The organism is Pseudomonas sp. GM21, from assembly GCF_000282215.1.
Taxonomy (GTDB): domain Bacteria; phylum Pseudomonadota; class Gammaproteobacteria; order Pseudomonadales; family Pseudomonadaceae; genus Aquipseudomonas.
Genome location: NZ_AKJS01000111.1, coordinates 1 through 17,341, shown reverse-complemented (window position 1 = coordinate 17,341; position 17,341 = coordinate 1). Strand labels below are relative to the sequence as shown.

The following is a 17,341-nucleotide window of genomic DNA, read 5'->3' as shown; positions in this document are numbered from 1 at the left end:
AGCGCCTTGAAGGTCTCGAATCTTCGATTATTGCAGCCGGCTGATCAGTTGCGGCCAGACATCGCTCCCACAGGTAAATTGTGTAGGGCTGTACCGTCCGTAGCCCCGTCGAAACTTTCTCCCTCCCCTGGCAGTCATCAAAAGACGGGCTGCGCGAAGACCATCAAGCGGGAGGTGACATGGCGGCGATTCAAATAAGTAGTTCAGGCGGGTTCAAACGCCTGCGGGACGTCCATCACCCACTGGCAAGCTTCTTCGCATCCAGCGAATCCTTGGCCGAAGGATTGCGGCCATGAACGTTTCCGAGCCGCTCGACGCCGCCGATGATCCGTCGCCAACCCTCGCCGCCGTGCGCCGCTTCACGGTACTGACGGTCAACACACATAAAGGTTTTACCGCGCTGAACCGGCGTTTCATCCTGCCAGAGTTGCGCGAAGCAGTGCGCAGTGTGTCTGCCGACGTGGTGTTCTTGCAGGAAGTCCACGGTGCCCATGAACAGCATCCCACGCGCTACAGCAACTGGCCGGCGGTACCGCAATACGAATTCCTTGCCGACACCCTGTGGCCACAGTTTGCCTATGGCCGCAACGCGGTCTACCCGGCGGGTGATCATGGGAATGCGTTGCTGTCGAAATTCCAGATCATTCGCCACGACAACCTGGACGTCTCAATCAGCGGCCATGAAAACCGCGGCATCCTGCATTGCGTGCTGCGTCTGCCCGGTGACGGCCAGGAAATTCACGCCATCTGCGTGCACCTGGGGCTGCGCGAAACCCATCGAACCGAACAGCTCAAACTGTTGAGCCGACGCCTTTCGGAGTTGCCGGATGATGTGCCGGTGATCGTTGCCGGAGATTTCAATGACTGGCGCCAGCGGGCCGATGTGCTGCTCAAACCCTGTGGTCTGCGCGAAGTGTTCGCCGAACATCATGGCAAACCGGCACGCAGTTTTCCCGCACGAATGCCGGCATTACGACTCGACCGCATTTACGTACGCAACCTCAAGGCCAGCCGTCCGCAGGTATTGGCTGCACGCCCGTGGTCACACCTTTCCGACCACGCACCGCTATCGGTGGAGATCGAGCTATGAGCATCCCGTCGATGGAAAAAACCAGCGTGGAGCACTCTGCGGCCCCCCGGACGACCGGCAAACCCGGCGTGGTCGATGTCAACTATGGCTGGCAAGGCAACAACCGGGTCGAGTTGCTGGAAAACGGTGAAGAGTATTTCCCACGGGTGTTCGAGGCCATGCGCCAGGCCAAGACTGAAATCCTCCTGGAAACGTTTATTGTGTTCGAGGACAAGGTCGGTAACGAGATGCAGCAAGTGTTGATCGACGCCGCCCGGCGCGGTGTGCGAGTCACCGCCAGTCTCGACGGATTTGGCTGCGGCGAATTGAGCACCGAGTTCCTGGCCGCGATGAGCGAAGCCGGTGTGCACATCCAGATATTCGACCCCGCGCCTAAGCGTCTGGGCATTCGCACTAACTGGTTCCGCCGCCTGCACCGAAAGATCGTCGTGGTCGATGGAACGATTGCCTTCATCGGCGGGATCAACTTTTCCGCCGACCACTTGGGCGACTTCGGCCCCGAGGCCAAACAGGATTACTCCGTTGAAGTGCAAGGCCCGGCAGTGGCCGACATTCATCACTTCGCGCTGTTGCAATGCGGTCGCCCGGCCCGCGCCAAATACTGGTGGCAGCGACGCCGCCAACGGCGTTCGGAACTGGCCGTCAACGATCATGACGGCCAGGTTCGGCTGGTGTACCGCGACAATGGTGACCATCGCACGGATATCGAAGAGGTTTACCGGTTGGTGCTGCGCACTGCCAAGCGCCGGGTGGTGATCGCCAACGCTTACTTCTTTCCCGGTTATCGCTTGCTGCGCGAGATCCGCAACGCAGCACGCCGTGGCGTCGATGTGCGCCTGATTCTGCAGGGCCAGCCGGACATGCTGGTGGCCAAACTTGCTGCGCGCATGACCTATGACTATCTGCTCAAGGCGGGCGTGCAGATTCACGAATACTGCGAGCGGCCGCTGCACGGCAAAGTCGCGCTGGTCGACGAGGACTGGAGCACCGTCGGTTCAAGCAACCTCGACCCGTTGAGCCTGTCCATGAACCTGGAAGCCAATGTGTTGATCCGCGACCGTGCGTTCAACCGCACGCTGTTCGAACGGCTTGAACACCTGAGCGATAATCACTGCAAAGCCATGTGCGTCGACACCGCACCGCGCGGACGAATCTGGCACATGACGGTCGGCTTTCTGGTGTTTCACGTCCTGCGCCATTTCCCGGCCTGGGCGGGTTGGATGCCGGCACACAAGCCGCGCTTGAAAGCCTTCATCAAGCCGGCCGGGAGTGATGAACATGCCCCACGCTGAAGTCCATTCGACCACCCACGCCGAGCGCCCGGGAAAGTCTCGCTGGAGCCGCTGGAAACGACCGTTGACGATGCTGTTTTTCCTGGCGCTGATCGTCCTGTTGACGATGCTCGCCCAGCGCATCGAATGGGATGAAGTGTTCCACACCCTGGCCAATTTCAAGTCGCGCACATTGGTCATCGCCGCGGGGCTGACGCTGCTGAGTTTTCTGGTGTACGCCAGTTTCGATCTGATCGGCCGCACCTACATTCGCCAGGATTTGACGTGGAAACAGATCCTGCCGGTGGGGGTCATCAGCTATGCCTTCAACCTCAATCTGAGTGCGTGGGTGGGTGGCATCGCCATGCGCTATCGGCTGTACTCACGGCTGGGGGTGAGCAAGAGCAACATCGCAAAAATTCTCGGTTTGAGCCTGGCGACCAATTGGTTCGGCTACATGGTGATTGCCGGCACCGTTTTCAGCAGCGGACTGGTGCGCATGCCGCCGGGCTGGAAACTGAGTACCGGTGCATTACAAGGGGTGGGCGTGTTGTTGCTGCTGGTGAGCGCGGGCTATCTGGCCGCCTGTCGATTTTCCAGGCGTCGGGAGTGGGCCATTCGCGGGGTGGAAATCAACCTGCCTTCTCTGCGCATGGCGGTGCTGCAACTGGCACTGGGGGCACTGAACTGGTCGTTGATGGCGGCGGTGATTTTTACTTTGTTGCCGAGCAAGCTGGACTACCCGCTGGTGCTGGGGGTGTTGTTGATCAGCGCCATTGCCGGGGTCATCACACACATTCCGGCGGGGCTTGGCGTGCTGGAAGCGGTGTTTGTGGCGTTGCTGCAACATGAGGCTTCGCGGGGCAGTCTGGTGGCGGGGTTGCTGGCGTATCGGGCGATTTACTTCATCTTGCCGCTGTTGATTACGCTGGTGATGTATCTGCTGGTGGAGGCCAAGGCCAAGTCGTTGCGAATTTCCAGGAAACCCAAGTGATCGATGGTGACTGTGAGGGCGCTATCGCGAGCAGGCTCGCTCCCACATTTGGATCGCGGTCTGACTGTGGGAGCGAGCCTGCTCGCGATAGTCGAAAGAACACTGAAAATCTCAAGTCGATTGAATAATGCTCAACCGCTCACCCACAACCATTTCGGTAATCCAGTCCACCAGGATCGAGGTGTACGCCTGCTGTGAAACAGGCTCGCTCAGGGCGTGATCCGCGCCATCGATAATCCGGTGAGTCAGAGAGTGGGTCTGCTGGCAGGCCGCGCGGTAACTCATGATGGTCGCGTGGGGTACATAATCGTCGGTCTCGGATTCAACCAGCAGCACGTCACCCGTGAAATTCGAGCAGGCGTGCAACGCCCGGTTGCTGTCGGCACGGATCAACGTGCTGCGGTAATCGCGCAGGTCAATCTTGTCCAGATCACGTTTAGGCGTGTGCCAATGATCGTCTCGATACAGTGCCGGAACTCGCAACGCCAGCCAGCGCACCGGACGCAATGACGTCAGGATCGAGGCCAGATAGCCGCCGTAGCTGGTGCCGACCACGGCGATGGCCGAGGTGTCGAGCGCCGGGTGAGCGAGCAGCCGGTCATACGCCGCCAACAGGTCACGCAAGTTGTCTTCACGGGTGACTCGGGTCAGCGGGATTCCAGTGCCGCCAGTATGGCCGCGCAAGTCGAACGTCAGGCAGACGCAACCCAGACCGGCGATGCCTTTGGCCCGCTCCAGATCCCGTTCCTGGCTGCCACCCCAACCGTGCACAAACAGCACACCGGGCACCTTCGATTTGGGGCTGAGAAAAGTCCCGCTCATCTGTTCATCGTCGATGTCGATCTGAATGGTTTCGCTTCTAGCCGTCATAGGATTTAACCGTTACGTACTTGAGGAGAAAATCACCGTTTTCTGCGGGGCCACGGTACACCTCGATGGCGTCCGCCGGTAACGGTTGATCGATGTAGGTTTCCACCGAAGACACGCGAATTGCGCGCATCCCCGGATCGTTGACGAAGCTCTGCAACGCCGCCACTTCCGCGCTGCTGGCTCCGCCCATGCGCCAGGATTGCTCCAGCACGCCGCTGCGCTGTTTGCCGTTGCTGTCCAGGCCTTGGGCGATGTCGTAGTTGCGTCGCGAGGCGTAGAAGCCCGGATAGGCCTCATCCGCCGCGTTGTCGAACACCTGCGCCTGCTGGATCGCCAACCGCACATCGTCAGGCAAGGGTAGCTTAAGCAGGTCCTCGTAATACCCCGGCACCACCAACAGGTTGGAGCCGCCATACACCAACTCGCCCTGTCCGTCTTCAATCAAGTATTGCTCACCGCAGTAACTCAGCACGGTGTCGCCGATAAAACTCTGGCCGACACTGTGGGTAATCACATTGCCTAGGTCCTGTTCCAGCACCACGCCTTCGGTGAATAACTTGCTGGCGTCGGGTCTGGCGAGGATGGCGTCGAACTGGTCGAGACTTTCGATCACTTCCTGGCCGCGTCCGGCGCAAGCGTGTACAGGCTTGAGGCGGATCGGTCCGTTGTAAAGCAAGTGTTCGGCCGCGGGTCGCGCATCGTCGAGTGAGAACACGCTGAGGCCATCCAGCACCACGTTGCGTACGCGCTCGGAGAACAGCGTTGACCAGCCAGGCGGGGCGTAAGCATTTTTGTTGAGCAAGCCATGGCTGATGGCCTTGGTGCAGATGAAGTCGTGGTCGACATAACCGCCCCACAAATCTTCCGGCCCTCTTACGCCCACTTGTCGGGCGGCAGCGACGCCTACCAGCGTCTGGGTCGGCAGTACATAAAGATCGCGACCGTCATGCAGTTTTTGATCAAAACTACCGCCGTATTCAAGCCCCAGAATCTGCGCCAGCCAACGGGCCAGCGCGCGGTTGGTTTCGACTTCGTGCAGCGGTGCATCGGGATGCACGGAATGGGCGACCACCAGTTTTTTGCGGTTTGTTGGGGTCATGCGTCCCCCTTCAATTGGCGTTTGATGATTGTAGAAAGAGGGGTGCAGAGATCAGGCCAAGCGAGGCGCGCCGTAAATAACCTTAAAATCAGTTAGTTGTGAAAACGGTGATGGCACCAAGCCTGTTTCAATCTGCACGACCGTTGCTTCATCTCCTGCATTCTGCACGATTGAGCTACGCCCTCTCCCTCTGTGGGAGCCAGCCTGCTGGCGATGGCGGCAGCACATTCAACATAGATGTAGCTGCCAGATCGCTATCGCCAGCAGGCTGGCTCCCACAGGGATTTTCGGTGGTGCGGCTAGCGGGTTGCAGCCACCGGCGACACGCCAAATCGAGTCCGGTAATCACTCGGCGCCAGCCCGGTAATTTTCTTGAACGTCGTCCGAAACGCACTCGGGTCCTGATACCCCACGGTCCAGGCAATGTGATCGATGGTGCCGTTGGTGAATTCGAGCATTTCCCTGGCCTTGCCAACCCGCAGGTGCTGGCAGTATTCGGTTGGCTTGAGTCCGGTCGCCGCGCGGAAGCGACGCAGGAACGTGCGCTCTTCCAGCCCCGCCCGTTCGGCCATGGCCGTCAGCGACACATCGGTCGCCCCGGTACTTTGCAACCAATGCTGGACCTTGAGAATAGACGCATCGCCATGACTGAGAATGGGTGAAAAGTTGCTGCCGCACTCGCTCGCACTGTCGCTGTGCTCCACCACCAGAAACCGCGCCGTGCCGGTCGCAATGCTCGGCCCCAGCAAGCGGTCGACTAGGCGCAACCCCAACTCGGACCAGGCCATCAGCCCGGCCGTGGTGATCAGGTCGCCGTCGTCGACAATCGGCGTATCGGCCTTGAGCTTGATCGCCGGATAACGCTCGGCGAAGGCTTTGGCCGAGGTCCAGTGAGTGGTGGCGCTGCGGCCGTCGAGCAGACCACTTTCGGCCAAGAGAATCGAGCCCACGCAGACACCTCCCAGGGTCGCACCGCGAGCGTGTTGCTGACGAACCCATTGAAGCAACGCCTGCGGCACCTGACCGGCGTAAAAACTGGAAATCGACGGCGGGATCAACACGGCCACCAAGGCTGAGTCCGGCGCGGGATGACTGTCGTAGACCCGAACGGGAGCCTGATTGCCCTCCACCTGCCAATGGCTGACCCGCAAAAGCGGCAACCGCGCGGCCTGATGCTCGGCGGCGATCCGGTTGGCCACCCCGAACAGGTCCGTCAGTCCATGCACCGCCGCCATCTGCGCACCGGGGTAAATCAGCACACCCAGTTCGGCGATTGGCCTTTGTGCGTCCATTGTCAGTTTTCCCCCTTCTATTGTCGGTGCGGCCAATCCTCGGACGGCCTGCTAAACCCAATACTTCATTCCACACCCAACCCGCACTTCGAGGAATCAGTCATGGCCAAGCAAGCACTTATCGTAGTTGATATCCAAAACGACTACTTCCCACAAGGCAAGTGGCCGTTGGCCGGCGCCGACGCCGCAGCAGATAACGCCGTTCGTCTGCTCAAGGCCTTTCGTGAGGCGGGTGATTCGGTGGTGCACATCCGCCACGAATTCACCTCTGAAGAAGCGCCGTTCTTTACCCCCGGTTCCGAAGGCGCGAAGTTGCACCCCAAAGTGCTCAACCATGCGGATGAGCCGGTCGTCCTCAAACATTTCGTCAACTCGTTCCGCGAAACCGAACTAAAGTCGATCCTCGATGAGCAAGAAATCAAGGAACTGGTGGTGGTCGGCAGCATGAGCCACATGTGCGTCGACGGCATCACCCGGGCCGCCAACGACCTCGGTTACACCGTCACGGTCATCCATGATGCCTGTGCCTCACGTGACCTGGAGTTTAACGGCCTGACGGTGCCGGCGGCTCACGTCCACGCCGCGTTCATGTCGGCCCTGGGTTTTGCCTACGCCAGCGTGGTGTCCACCGACGAGTTCCTGAACCGCAATTGAACGCACGCCCAACGTAACTCACTGGAGATCATCGACATGGCTACTCTGACTAAACGCGAATTGAACATGCTCAACTGATTGTGTACCCAGGGGCGCCGCATGGGCTGACGGATACCCATAAAGAACAGGTGAATGCGGACATGCTGGCATTCGCCAAAGGCTGAGAAACACCCTGAAATATTACAGGCCCGCCTTGCTGCGGGCCTTTTCGCTTGCGGAAACAAAATCTCACGCGTGAGCCGTTGATGGTGTACTTCATTGGTTGTAGGGTTGCTCACGCGTGAGATGTTCACAACGGAGCCACCCCATGAAAAACCGCTCCCCGTCAGACCCGCCTCACGAGCCTGCTGTTACAGCAAAAAGCCCCAAGGGAGAGCGCTCGAAACCGTCCGTGAAAAAACCATCAAGCTTCTACATGAAGCAGATGCGTGCAGGCCTGGCAGCCGCCGGCTATGTGAAACACGAAACTTGGGTGCTTCCGGAAAACCGAAGCTTGCTCAAGCAAATGGAGCAACAGCTACGCCAACCGATTCTGGCTGGCTCATTCCTGTCGGAGAATGACATGAGCGCAAGCAACAACTGGAATATCGATAGCCTCTTCAATGCCCTCAAGGCCCTTGATGAGGTGGCTTCGCAAGAGATTACGCTTTCCCTGATCCAGAGTGCCGAACCCACCCTCAGGCTGGAGATGAACGAGTTTGGCGGACTGCCAATCCACATCGCCATCGCCGGTGAGCAGATCATCGTCGACACTGTTCTGGTCGACGTCGAGTCGATCAACGACGTGCCGGCGTTCAACGATGCCGTGCTGCGCAGCCGGGAAATGTTCCCGCTGTCCTCGATCGGTATCGAGTCCATGCCCAACGGCCAAGTCGTTTACAACATGTTCGGCGCGCTGAGTTCCGACTCCAGCCTGACCAACGTGGTGACCGAGGCGAAAACCCTGGTCGACAACGTCCAGCGTGCCATCGAAGCCTTCGAACGCTTCTTCAAGTAATTATCAGGAAAGGAAGATTCAATGACTCAGTCCATCTGGAGCAAGTTGTTCACCGCGTTGCGCGGCGGCGCCACCGAAGTGGGCGAATCAATCGTCGACCAACAGGCCTTGCGCATCCTCGACCAGGAAATTCGCGATGCTGACAGCGCGCTGGCCAACGCCAAGCGTGAACTCGTCACCATCATGGCCAAGCACAAACTGTCGGCCGACCGCGTCAGCGAGCACAATGCCAAAATCAAGGACCTGGAATCCAAGGCCATGGCCGCGATCCAGGCCAAACGCGAAGACCTGGCACTGGAAGTAGCCGAAGCGATTTCGACCCTGACCAACGAACTCGATGTCGAACAAAAGCAGGCCAGCGAATTCGGTGGTTACGCGGACAGCATGCGCAAAGACATCACCAAGGCCGAAGCCCGTATCAAAAGCCTGCGCCAGCAAGTAGACATGGCCAAGGCGCGCGATAGCGTACAGAAAGCCCAGGTCAGCGCATCCATCGCCAGCGGCGGTGCCAACGGCAAGCTGGAAACCGCCGTCGGTACACTGAACCGTTTGCAGGCCAAGCAGCAGCAACGCGCCGCAGAACTGCAAGCGCAGGACGAACTGGCCGACGCATCGACCGGCAACGACCTGGAGCGCAAACTGCGCGAAGCCGGCATCACGCCGAACGAAGGCAGTGCCAACGCGATCCTGGAACGCCTGAAGCAAAAATCGGGCGAGTAATCGACCCCGTAACACTCCAAAAAGAAGGTTACCCAATGCCGATCGGCTAAGCCATAACGCAATCTGTAGCAGCTGGCGAAGCCTGCGTTCGGCTGCGAAGCAGTCGTAAAATCTGAGTTTGCGGTCTTCCTGAAACACCGCCTCGTCTGACTTTACGACTGCTGCGCAGCCGAACGCAGGCTTCGCCAGCTGCTACAAAAAATGGCGTTACTGCAGAAATTACTTAACTGATCGGGCACTAGCATTGATTGCCCTTTTTTTTTCGAGTTGAGGTCAAGGATGGATGCCCTGAAGGGTTTCAAGATAATCGCCGGTCTGGCCATCTTCATGATCGCGCTGCAAGTGATCAATGCAGCGACCGGCTACAGCCTTATGGCATTCGGCCTGATCCCGAGAAACGTGCATGGACTGCTAGGCATCGTCACGTCACCTTTTTTGCACGCGTCCTTCTCGCACCTGAGCGCCAACCTGGTGGCCTTTTCGGTACTGGGTACGCTGGTGATGATCGACGGGCTCAATCGGTTCATGGCTGTGAGTGCCATCATTATTTTGCTGGGCGGCTCGCTGGTCTGGCTGTTCGGTTTTGCAGGCGTACACATCGGCGCCAGCGCCTGGGTTTTCGGGCTGTGGGCGTACATTCTGTCGCGCGCCTGGTTCCACAAGAGCTGGGGCAACGTGATCACGGCGGTTGTCGTAGCCGTGTTTTATGGCGGCCTGATCTTTGGCTTTTTACCTCGGCGGGGTATTTCATTTGAAGGCCATCTATTCGGGGCATTTGCCGGTTTCATAGCCGCCAAAGTACTGTTATCCGCGCCTCGCAGCAGGTTTAATGCCGCCGGGTAAACGCACTTGTGCACTCAGACGCCAACGCGATTACTTCGCCAGGAATGAGTACCCCTACGGAAGTCAGGGCCCCCATGTCGATTTTTCTTTTATTGCGTATGTACGCCTCGTCTCTCTTTCACCGGTTCGGCTGGGCGGGCCTGGTGATTGCGTTAGGCGTACACCTGACCACGGCCTGGCTGGGCCTGGTGTATCTGGGCGAACAACACCTGACTGCCCCCGCCACGTTTACTTACTTCTATCTCACCACCACGTTGACCGTCGGCTATGGCGATCTCACACCACAGACATCCGCCGGGCGAATTTTCGTGGCGACCTGGATCATGCTCGGCGGCATTGCGCTACTGACAGCGGCCATTGGCAAAACCACCAGCAGCGTTATCGATGCATGGAGAAAAGGCATGAAGGGCAAAGGCGATTTCACTGGCAAAGTCGGCCATACGGTTCTCATCGGCTGGGAAGGTGCGACCAGTGAGCGGGTCATTCAGTTGTTGTTGCAGGACGAAACCTCCAACGACAACCTGATCGTGATTTGCGATTGCACCCTTGAAGAAAACCCGATGCCGGGCAAGGCAGAATTCATCAAGGGTGAAAGCCTCTCCTCAGCAGCCGTGTTGCAGCGCGCCGGTGTTCCGGGTGCCGAACGTGTGCTGGTGCGCACCCCGTCAGACGACTTGACCCTGGCCACCGTGTTGGCGGTCAATCAACTGAACCCCATCGGGCACGTGGTCGCGCATTTCAATGAAAGTGAAATCGCCGCGCTCGCCAGCGCCTACGCCCCCAGTCTGGAATGCACCTCAAGCATGGCCATCGAAATGTTGGTGCGTGCCTCTCAGGACCCTGGCTCCTCAATGGTCATCAATGAGTTGTTGTGCGTGGGCGAAGGCGCCACCCAATACTTGATGAAACTGCCCGAGACGTATCAGGCCACTTTTGGCGATCTGTACACGCAATTGAAAGAACGCCACAACGCCACCCTCATCGGCTATCGCGCCAAAGGTATGCAACAACCATGGATCAACCCGCCCATCGCCACACGCATAGAAGGCGGCGAACTCTTTTACATCGCGTCCACTCGCCTCAAGGAAATTTCCAATGGGATGGTTTAAACAGTTGATGGGGCTTGAGGCTCCGAACATGGACACAAACACCCCGTCGAAATGGACCGCCAACGACACCTCGCCGGTCACCGGCCCGCTGGGTCTGGCATTGGGCAAGGGCGTGATGTTCGACACCAGCCTGAGGTTGTTGCTCGACGGCAACACCACGGTAACGATCCCGGGTTCCCAGCAGATCTGGAGCGCCGGCACTATCGATCTCGGGCAGTCGACCTGGCTGTCCCGCTATTACATGAACGATGAAGACTACTGGTTGCAAGTGCACACCACCGGCGCTATCGACGGACAGGTCGAGTCGGTGATCCTGTTCAATTACCTCAGTTACATCACCATCAGCAGCGAAGCGGAACTGCGTCGGCTGGCCGGCCCACAAAGCCCGATCGGGCTGCCGACCTACACCCACAACGGTGTCGAATACACCCGCGAATGGGGCACCGAGAATGGCCAGACAGAACTGGTGGCGCTGAGCGAACAGCTGAAAAACCCGGATGAGTCCTACAGGGTCGAGCACCGTTCGATGCTGTACGCCCGCGAAACCGGCCTGACCGATCGCCGGGAATTCCTGCTGTTTTCCGTCGAGGAAGACGCCGAAGGCACCATCAGTTTGAGCACGTCGCTGGGTATCTCGCTGTACACCACCGACCTGAACACTTTTTAACAAGGAAGACGTCCATGCTAGAAGCACTCTCCATCTCCCTGAACCCGGCGGCCGTGCTCGGGTTTGTTTCGTACATCCTCGGCGCCGCCCTGCTCTTCGCGCTGTTCCAGTTCATCTACACCCGCATCACACCGCACAAGGAGTTCGAACTGATCCGTTCGGGCAACGTGGCGGCTGCGATTGCGCTGGGTGGCGCCATCATCGGCTTCGCCATTCCGGCCAGCAATGTGATTGCCTATTCGATCAGCCTCCTGGACTTCGTCGTCTGGGCGGTGATCGCCGCTTTTGTACAACTGCTGGCGTTCCTGATGACCAGCCTGGTGCTGAAAGGCACCTCGGAGCGCATCAAAAAAGGAGAAATCGCGGCGGGTATCTATGTCGCGGCAGTGGCCATCAGCGTCGGCATGTTGAATGCCGCGTGCATAACCCCTTCCCAGAATTGATTGCGCAGCGGAGCCCCTGATGAAACGAAGCAAGTACGTTCAGCTCTCGCTGGCAGCATCGGTCGCCATGGCGATATCCGGTTGCGGGCCAACGGAAAAAACCTACCCGTTGCAGAAGAAGTACAACTTTCAGTCCGTTCAGCAATGCGCCGATGAAAAACTCCCGGTGGACGTCTGCTCGGACGCCTACATGAGCGCCATGGCCGAGCATCGCCGTATTGCGCCGGTGTATGACAGCCAGGCTGATTGCGATGCCGACTTCGTCGCCGACTGGTGCCAACAGGACTCGGCCGGCAAGTTCATCCCCAAGCTCGGCGGCTTCGAGCTCACAGCCGATGGCCAGGTGACGCAATCCCAGGTAGACGCCGCCCAGGCGCAACTTCCCGCTTCGCAAGCCAACACCGGCGGTTCGGGATTCTCCACCAGCAGCCTGCTGACCGGACTGTTGATCGGCAACATGCTGAGCAACAACCGCAACAGCTATTACTCCCAGCCGGTCTACCGCTACCGCGATAATCGCGGCAACTACGGCACTTCAACGCTCAACCAGCGCATTGCCAACGGTTCTACGTTCAACCGGTCCAACCAGGCAAAGTACGGCGGCAGCTACACCAATTCCATCAGCAAATCGGCCAGCAAGCCGGTTTCCGTTTCCTCGTCGACGTCGCGTGGCGGCTTTGGCAGCAAAGCCAGCGCACGCAGCGGCTGGGGCGGCGGGTCGAGCAGTTAAGGAAACCAGGCCATGAAGAAGATTCATTGCGCAGAGCGTCATGACTGGAAACAAACCGCCGAAGGTCTCGGCTTTCTGTTCCACACCATCGACGGTGAACCTTATTGGGACGAGAGCGCGTATTACCAGTTCACGCTCAAACAGATCGAAAGCGACCTGGAAGACCCGACCACCGAAATCCATGAGATGTGCATGGACCTGGTGGCCCGGGTGGTGCAGAACGAGGAGTTGCTGGAGCGCCTGAGTATTCCCCCGGCGTTCTACGACATGATTCGCACTTCATGGCTCGAAGGCCACCCGCATCTGTATGGGCGCATGGACTTTTCCTACAACGGCACCGGGCCGGCCAAGTTGCTGGAACTCAACTACGACACGCCGACCAGCCTGTATGAGGCGGCGGCGTTTCAATGGGGCTGGCTGGAGCAATGCATCGAACGTGGTTTGCTGCCCAGGAACGCCGACCAGTTCAACAGCATCGACACCAAGCTGCATCAAGCCTTCGCACAACTGCAACTCAAGAAACCGTTCTATTTCGCCTCGATGAAACACTCGGTCGAAGACAAGGGCACCACTGATTACCTGCGGCTGGTCGCGGAGAAGGTCGGCATCGAATCACGCCACATCGATATCGAAGACATCGGCCTCACCAATGACGGACGTTTCGTCGATCTGGAGGATCGCTGGATCCCGCACCTGTTCAAACTGCACGCTTGGGAATTCATCTTCCACGAGCCCTTTGGCGCCGCGATTGCCCGGAGCGATACGCAGTTTTTCGAGCCGGCCTGGAAATCCATTATCTCCAACAAAGGCATCCTGCCGTTGCTGTGGGAATTCAACAAAGGCCACCCCAACCTGCTCGCGGCGCACCTGGATACCAATCCGGACAAAGCAGTGCCCAAGGGTTGGGTGCGCAAACCGTTCTTCTCCCGCGAAGGCGCCAACATCGAGCTGCAAACCGCCGATGGCCTGATCGTGAAAGAGGTCGGGCCCTACACCGATGCGCCGTTTATCCTTCAGGAATTCGCGCCGCTGCCCAAGTTTGGCGACAGCTATACGCTGATTGGCTCTTGGGTGATTGGCGATCAGGCGGCCGGGATTGGCGTGCGGGAAGACAACAGTTTGATCACCAAGGATTCGAGTCGGTTTTTGCCGCACCTGATACTTGACTGACCCATCCATCGCCGGTGTGCACATATAGTAAGACGCCCGCAAGACATACGCCTGAAAAGCCGGATAATAGCTGCCAATTCGTCTAGCCCGTTATTCTGGTAATCCCCCATGGAAATCAAGGTCAACTTTCTCGACAACCTTCGGCTTGAAGCAAAGTTCGATGACTTCACGGTGGTGGCCGATCAACCTATCCGCTACAAGGGCGATGGCTCGGCACCGGGTCCGTTCGATTACTTTCTGGCGTCATCGGCTTTGTGTGCGGCTTATTTCGTGAAGCTGTACTGCGACACTCGCAGTATTCCCACGGAAAACATCCGCCTGTCGCAGAACAACATTGTTGATCCGGAAAACCGCTACAACCAGATTTTCAAGATTCAGGTCGAGTTGCCGGCGGACATCTCCGACAAGGACCGCCAAGGCATCCTGCGCTCCATCGACCGTTGCACCGTGAAGAAAGTGGTGCAAGCCGGGCCTGAGTTTGTGATCGAAGAGGTGGAAAACCTCGACGCCGATGCCCAGGCATTGTTGATGCCTGCATCCCATTCAGAGGCGCACACCTATATCTCGGGCAAGGACCTGCCGCTGGAGCAGACCATCGCCAACATGTCGGCCATTCTGGCGGACCTGGGGATGAAGATTGAAATCGCCTCGTGGCGCAATGTCGTGCCCAATGTGTGGTCGCTGCACATCCGCGATGCGCACTCGCCAATGTGTTTCACCAATGGCAAAGGTGCGACCAAGGAAGGCGCGTTGGCATCAGCATTGGGCGAGTTTATCGAGCGACTCAACTGCAACTTCTTCTACAACGACCAGTTCTGGGGCGAGGACATCGCCAACGCGCCGTTCGTGCATTACCCGGATGAGCGCTGGTTCAAGCCTGGTCGTAAAGATGCGCTGCCCACCGAAATTCTCGACGAGTATTGCCTGAAGATTTACAACCGCGACGGTGAACTGCGTGGCTCTCATCTGATCGATACCAACTCGGGCAATGAAGAGCGCGGCATCTGCTCGCTGCCGTACGTGCGCCAGTCGGACGGCGAAGTGGTGTATTTCCCTTCCAACCTGATTGAAAACCTGTTCCTCAGTAACGGCATGAGTGCCGGTAATACGCTGGCCGAAGCCCAGGTGCAGTGCCTGTCGGAGATCTTCGAGCGCGCCGTAAAACGCGAAATCATCGAAGGTGAATTTGCCCTGCCGGATGTGCCGGCCGAGGTACTGGCGAAGTACCCCGGGATATTGGCCGGTATTCAGGCACTGGAAGAGCAAGGGTTCCCCGTGTTGGTGAAGGATGCATCCTTGGGCGGTGAATTCCCGGTGATGTGCGTCACTCTGATGAACCCGCGTACCGGCGGTGTGTTCGCCTCCTTCGGCGCGCATCCGAGCCTGGAAGTGGCACTGGAACGCAGCCTGACCGAATTGTTGCAGGGACGCAGTTTCGAAGGCCTCAACGACCTGCCCCAGCCGACGTTTGAAGGGCACGCGGTGACCGAGCCGAACAACTTCGTCGAGCACTTTATCGACTCCAGCGGCGTGGTGTCGTGGCGCTTCTTCAGTTCCAAATCGGATTACGAATTCGTGGGGTGGGACTTCTCCGGCCAGGGTGAAAACTCGAATGCCGAGGAAGCCGCGACCTTGTTCGGCATTCTCAAAGGCATGGGCAAGGAAGTGTACATGGCGGTCTACGAGCATATCGGCGCAACGGCATGCCGCATCCTGGTGCCGGACTACTCGGAAATCTATCCGGCGGACGATCTGATCTGGGAGAACACCAACAAAGCGCTGTTCTTCCGCGCCGATATCCTGAACCTGCATCGCCTGGACCAAGACGAACTGCAAGCGCTGGTTGAGCGTCTGGTGGAAAGTGAGCTGGACGACTACACCGATATCACCTCCTTGATCGGCATCGAGTTCGACGACAATACGGCCTGGGGTCAGCTGACGATCCTGGAGTTGAAGCTACTGATTTATCTCGCCTTGCAGCAATATGAAGAGGCGAAAGAAGCCGTAGAAATGTTCCTGCAGTACAACGACAACACGGTTGACCGTGGCTTGTTCTACCAGGCCGTCAATGTGGTGCTGGAGATGAAGCTGGACGAAGACCTGGAACTGGAAGACTACGAAGCCAATTTCCGCCGGATGTTTGGCAGCGAGCGCACGGACGCCGCCATCGGATCGGTAGACGGTAGCGTGCGCTTCCATGGCTTGACGCCAACCAGCACGAAACTGGAGGGGCTCGACCGGCACCTGCGGTTGATCGAGAGCTACAAGAAACTGCATTCGGCACGGGCCAACGTGACTGCGTTATCGAGTTAAACGGCGCCCACAAAAAAAGCGAAGCCAGATCACTGGCTTCGCTTTTTTTGTTACTGACTGGATAGCCGCTTTTTAGAAAGGGGGTGCTGATAAAACCAACTAACTTACTGATAAATATTTGTTTTTAGTGGAAAAATCCAATTTTAAATAGGTTTTTGTAAAGCAAGATGAGTCCTGCATGGGCGCAGCAAGCAGGCCCATGCGAGTGTAAAGCAGCAAGCATGCCCTCTGTAAAGCAAGGCGTACCCTTTATTTGAGCAAAGTCGGCACGGATAAAAACTCAGCGTAAAGATTTTTGTAAAGTGCTTTTCTTCCTACAGCACTGCCGGTCGGCATAGAGTCGGCAGCCATGCTCACGGATACGGGCTTTAGACTATTTAGTACCTATCATCGGATGGGACGCCTACTTCCTCGGGAGCTATGCGCGATCGTTGTTGAGATGACGCCTGCTGACCCTGCCCAAGCGATAGAAATACGCCTGCTGTTGACCCTGATCGAGGGAGGGGCCGGTCAAGTGAACATGCGCAGAAGCTGCGGGATGGTGGGCCATGCTCTTTTCAATCAACTGCGCAGGTTTGTCAGCGGTGACCGGAGCCCTTTCACAGCCGCGGCAACCGTAGACCTTGCGGATATGTTTTATGACCCGGATTTGCATCGGCACGACATCCAGCTGCTCGCTGGTTTCTTCACTCACCACATGCTTGCGGCAACCGCAGGCACACGTCAGTTCGTGTTCAGGCAGTTCGTGGATGACTTCGATACGCGGCAGATTAGCCGACAGAGGCTTACGCTTACCACGACGTGGAGTCGGAGCGTCAACCTCTTCGTCGACGTCGCCGACCAGAGTCATCGGCTCGCTTTCAGGTTCGTTGAACAGCGCCAGTTGCGGCGTATTGGGTTCAACGGTTTGTTCGCACTTGCGACCGAATAAACGGTCGCGCAAAAGCTTGATCTGTTCTTTCAGGTCGACGATATGAGTCTGATAAGCCTCCGCCGTTACCTGCTGACGACTGAATGCCTCAAGCAACATTTGCTTGAGCAAGGCTGGGTCATCAGGGTATCCGATCCATGAACCACAC

Annotated in this window: 16 protein-coding genes and 2 pseudogenes; 14 read left to right on the top strand and 4 right to left on the bottom strand. The window is 58.0% G+C overall.

Features of this window, described 5'->3' with window-relative positions; translation table 11 throughout:
- The first annotated feature begins 292 nt into the window (after positions 1 to 292).
- From PMI22_RS10790 to PMI22_RS10800, 3 genes are read left to right on the top strand one after another with little or no spacing between them, the layout of a single operon-like run.
- Positions 293 to 1,090 (top strand): endonuclease/exonuclease/phosphatase family protein, encoded by a 798-nt coding sequence (locus tag PMI22_RS10790; RefSeq protein WP_007946879.1) that lies wholly within the window; start codon positions 293 to 295, stop codon positions 1,088 to 1,090.
- Positions 1,087 to 2,382, top strand: a complete 1,296-nt coding sequence (clsB, locus tag PMI22_RS10795) for a cardiolipin synthase ClsB (protein ID WP_007946877.1) — start codon at positions 1,087 to 1,089, stop codon at positions 2,380 to 2,382. Before PMI22_RS10790 ends, clsB begins: the two co-directional genes overlap by 4 nt.
- A complete protein-coding gene (locus tag PMI22_RS10800; RefSeq protein WP_007946876.1) occupies positions 2,369 to 3,355 on the top strand; it encodes a lysylphosphatidylglycerol synthase domain-containing protein in 987 nt (328 codons plus the stop codon). The genes clsB and PMI22_RS10800 overlap by 14 nt, the downstream gene beginning before the upstream one ends.
- Positions 3,356 to 3,466: 111 nt before the next feature.
- Here the strand turns inward: PMI22_RS10800 and PMI22_RS10805 are convergent, their stop codons facing one another.
- The 3 genes from PMI22_RS10805 to PMI22_RS10815 form a co-directional block, all read right to left on the bottom strand.
- Positions 3,467 to 4,225: an alpha/beta hydrolase family protein gene (locus PMI22_RS10805; RefSeq protein WP_007946875.1), complete on the bottom strand. Its 759-nt coding sequence runs from the start codon at positions 4,223 to 4,225 to the stop codon at positions 3,467 to 3,469.
- Positions 4,215 to 5,324: a DUF3182 family protein gene (locus tag PMI22_RS10810; RefSeq protein WP_007946874.1), complete on the bottom strand. Its 1,110-nt coding sequence runs from the start codon at positions 5,322 to 5,324 to the stop codon at positions 4,215 to 4,217. Before PMI22_RS10810 ends, PMI22_RS10805 begins: the two co-directional genes overlap by 11 nt.
- Before the next feature lie 299 nt (positions 5,325 to 5,623).
- The gene (locus PMI22_RS10815) at positions 5,624 to 6,616 is read right to left on the bottom strand and encodes a GlxA family transcriptional regulator (protein WP_007946873.1); all 993 of its coding nucleotides are present in this window, start codon (positions 6,614 to 6,616) and stop codon (positions 5,624 to 5,626) included.
- Between the two features lie 102 nt (positions 6,617 to 6,718).
- Between PMI22_RS10815 and PMI22_RS10820 the strand changes: the two genes are divergently transcribed.
- The 11 genes and pseudogenes from PMI22_RS10820 (at position 6,719) to PMI22_RS10865 (ending at position 16,262) form a co-directional block, all read left to right on the top strand.
- The gene (locus PMI22_RS10820; protein WP_007946871.1) at positions 6,719 to 7,270 is read left to right on the top strand and encodes a cysteine hydrolase family protein; all 552 of its coding nucleotides are present in this window, start codon (positions 6,719 to 6,721) and stop codon (positions 7,268 to 7,270) included.
- Positions 7,271 to 7,344: 74 nt separating this feature from the next.
- Positions 7,345 to 7,434: pseudogene (locus PMI22_RS32055) on the top strand (alpha/beta fold hydrolase); the annotation flags it as partial.
- 143 nt (positions 7,435 to 7,577) lie between these two features.
- Positions 7,578 to 8,267, top strand: coding sequence for a YjfI family protein (locus PMI22_RS10825; protein WP_007946870.1), 690 nt, complete (start codon positions 7,578 to 7,580; stop codon positions 8,265 to 8,267).
- 21 nt (positions 8,268 to 8,288) lie between these two features.
- The gene (locus PMI22_RS10830; protein ID WP_007946869.1) at positions 8,289 to 8,987 is read left to right on the top strand and encodes a PspA/IM30 family protein; all 699 of its coding nucleotides are present in this window, start codon (positions 8,289 to 8,291) and stop codon (positions 8,985 to 8,987) included.
- 279 nt (positions 8,988 to 9,266) lie between these two features.
- On the top strand, positions 9,267 to 9,830 hold the full coding sequence (locus tag PMI22_RS10835; protein ID WP_007946868.1) for a rhomboid family intramembrane serine protease: 564 nt from the start codon (positions 9,267 to 9,269) through the stop codon (positions 9,828 to 9,830).
- A gap of 74 nt (positions 9,831 to 9,904) precedes the next feature.
- Entirely contained in the window at positions 9,905 to 10,939 is a 1,035-nt protein-coding gene (locus tag PMI22_RS10840) for an ion channel (RefSeq protein ID WP_007946867.1), read from the top strand.
- Positions 10,926 to 11,606: a DUF2491 family protein gene (locus PMI22_RS10845; RefSeq protein WP_007946866.1), complete on the top strand. Its 681-nt coding sequence runs from the start codon at positions 10,926 to 10,928 to the stop codon at positions 11,604 to 11,606. Before PMI22_RS10840 ends, PMI22_RS10845 begins: the two co-directional genes overlap by 14 nt.
- Before the next feature lie 14 nt (positions 11,607 to 11,620).
- Positions 11,621 to 12,049: a DUF350 domain-containing protein gene (locus PMI22_RS10850; protein ID WP_007946864.1), complete on the top strand. Its 429-nt coding sequence runs from the start codon at positions 11,621 to 11,623 to the stop codon at positions 12,047 to 12,049.
- A gap of 19 nt (positions 12,050 to 12,068) precedes the next feature.
- On the top strand, positions 12,069 to 12,779 hold the full coding sequence (locus tag PMI22_RS10855) for a DUF1190 domain-containing protein (protein ID WP_007946863.1): 711 nt from the start codon (positions 12,069 to 12,071) through the stop codon (positions 12,777 to 12,779).
- 12 nt (positions 12,780 to 12,791) lie between these two features.
- Positions 12,792 to 13,949 carry a glutathionylspermidine synthase family protein gene (locus PMI22_RS10860; RefSeq protein ID WP_007946862.1) on the top strand — a complete coding sequence of 386 codons (1,158 nt, stop codon included), beginning with the start codon at positions 12,792 to 12,794 and terminating at the stop codon, positions 13,947 to 13,949.
- Between the two features lie 108 nt (positions 13,950 to 14,057).
- Positions 14,058 to 16,262, top strand: coding sequence for an OsmC domain/YcaO domain-containing protein (locus PMI22_RS10865; RefSeq protein WP_007946861.1), 2,205 nt, complete (start codon positions 14,058 to 14,060; stop codon positions 16,260 to 16,262).
- Between the two features lie 544 nt (positions 16,263 to 16,806).
- Here PMI22_RS10865 and PMI22_RS10870 read toward each other — a convergent pair.
- Positions 16,807 to 17,328: pseudogene (locus PMI22_RS10870) on the bottom strand (IS66 family transposase zinc-finger binding domain-containing protein); the annotation flags it as partial.
- Positions 17,329 to 17,341: the final 13 nt, after the last annotated feature.

What these genes read in the sequence shown, in the direction of transcription:
- PMI22_RS10790 (WP_007946879.1), top strand. Translation starts at nt 293, where the DNA reads ATGAACGTTTCCGAGCCGCTCGACGCCGCCGATGATCCGTCGCCAACC.
- clsB (WP_007946877.1), top strand. Translation starts at nt 1,087, where the DNA reads ATGAGCATCCCGTCGATGGAAAAAACCAGCGTGGAGCACTCTGCGGCC.
- PMI22_RS10800 (WP_007946876.1), top strand. Translation starts at nt 2,369, where the DNA reads ATGCCCCACGCTGAAGTCCATTCGACCACCCACGCCGAGCGCCCGGGA.
- PMI22_RS10805 (WP_007946875.1), bottom strand. Translation starts at nt 4,225, where the DNA reads ATGACGGCTAGAAGCGAAACCATTCAGATCGACATCGACGATGAACAG.
- PMI22_RS10810 (WP_007946874.1), bottom strand. Translation starts at nt 5,324, where the DNA reads ATGACCCCAACAAACCGCAAAAAACTGGTGGTCGCCCATTCCGTGCAT.
- PMI22_RS10815 (WP_007946873.1), bottom strand. Translation starts at nt 6,616, where the DNA reads ATGGACGCACAAAGGCCAATCGCCGAACTGGGTGTGCTGATTTACCCC.
- PMI22_RS10820 (WP_007946871.1), top strand. Translation starts at nt 6,719, where the DNA reads ATGGCCAAGCAAGCACTTATCGTAGTTGATATCCAAAACGACTACTTC.
- PMI22_RS10825 (WP_007946870.1), top strand. Translation starts at nt 7,578, where the DNA reads ATGAAAAACCGCTCCCCGTCAGACCCGCCTCACGAGCCTGCTGTTACA.
- PMI22_RS10830 (WP_007946869.1), top strand. Translation starts at nt 8,289, where the DNA reads ATGACTCAGTCCATCTGGAGCAAGTTGTTCACCGCGTTGCGCGGCGGC.
- PMI22_RS10835 (WP_007946868.1), top strand. Translation starts at nt 9,267, where the DNA reads ATGGATGCCCTGAAGGGTTTCAAGATAATCGCCGGTCTGGCCATCTTC.
- PMI22_RS10840 (WP_007946867.1), top strand. Translation starts at nt 9,905, where the DNA reads ATGTCGATTTTTCTTTTATTGCGTATGTACGCCTCGTCTCTCTTTCAC.
- PMI22_RS10845 (WP_007946866.1), top strand. Translation starts at nt 10,926, where the DNA reads ATGGGATGGTTTAAACAGTTGATGGGGCTTGAGGCTCCGAACATGGAC.
- PMI22_RS10850 (WP_007946864.1), top strand. Translation starts at nt 11,621, where the DNA reads ATGCTAGAAGCACTCTCCATCTCCCTGAACCCGGCGGCCGTGCTCGGG.
- PMI22_RS10855 (WP_007946863.1), top strand. Translation starts at nt 12,069, where the DNA reads ATGAAACGAAGCAAGTACGTTCAGCTCTCGCTGGCAGCATCGGTCGCC.
- PMI22_RS10860 (WP_007946862.1), top strand. Translation starts at nt 12,792, where the DNA reads ATGAAGAAGATTCATTGCGCAGAGCGTCATGACTGGAAACAAACCGCC.
- PMI22_RS10865 (WP_007946861.1), top strand. Translation starts at nt 14,058, where the DNA reads ATGGAAATCAAGGTCAACTTTCTCGACAACCTTCGGCTTGAAGCAAAG.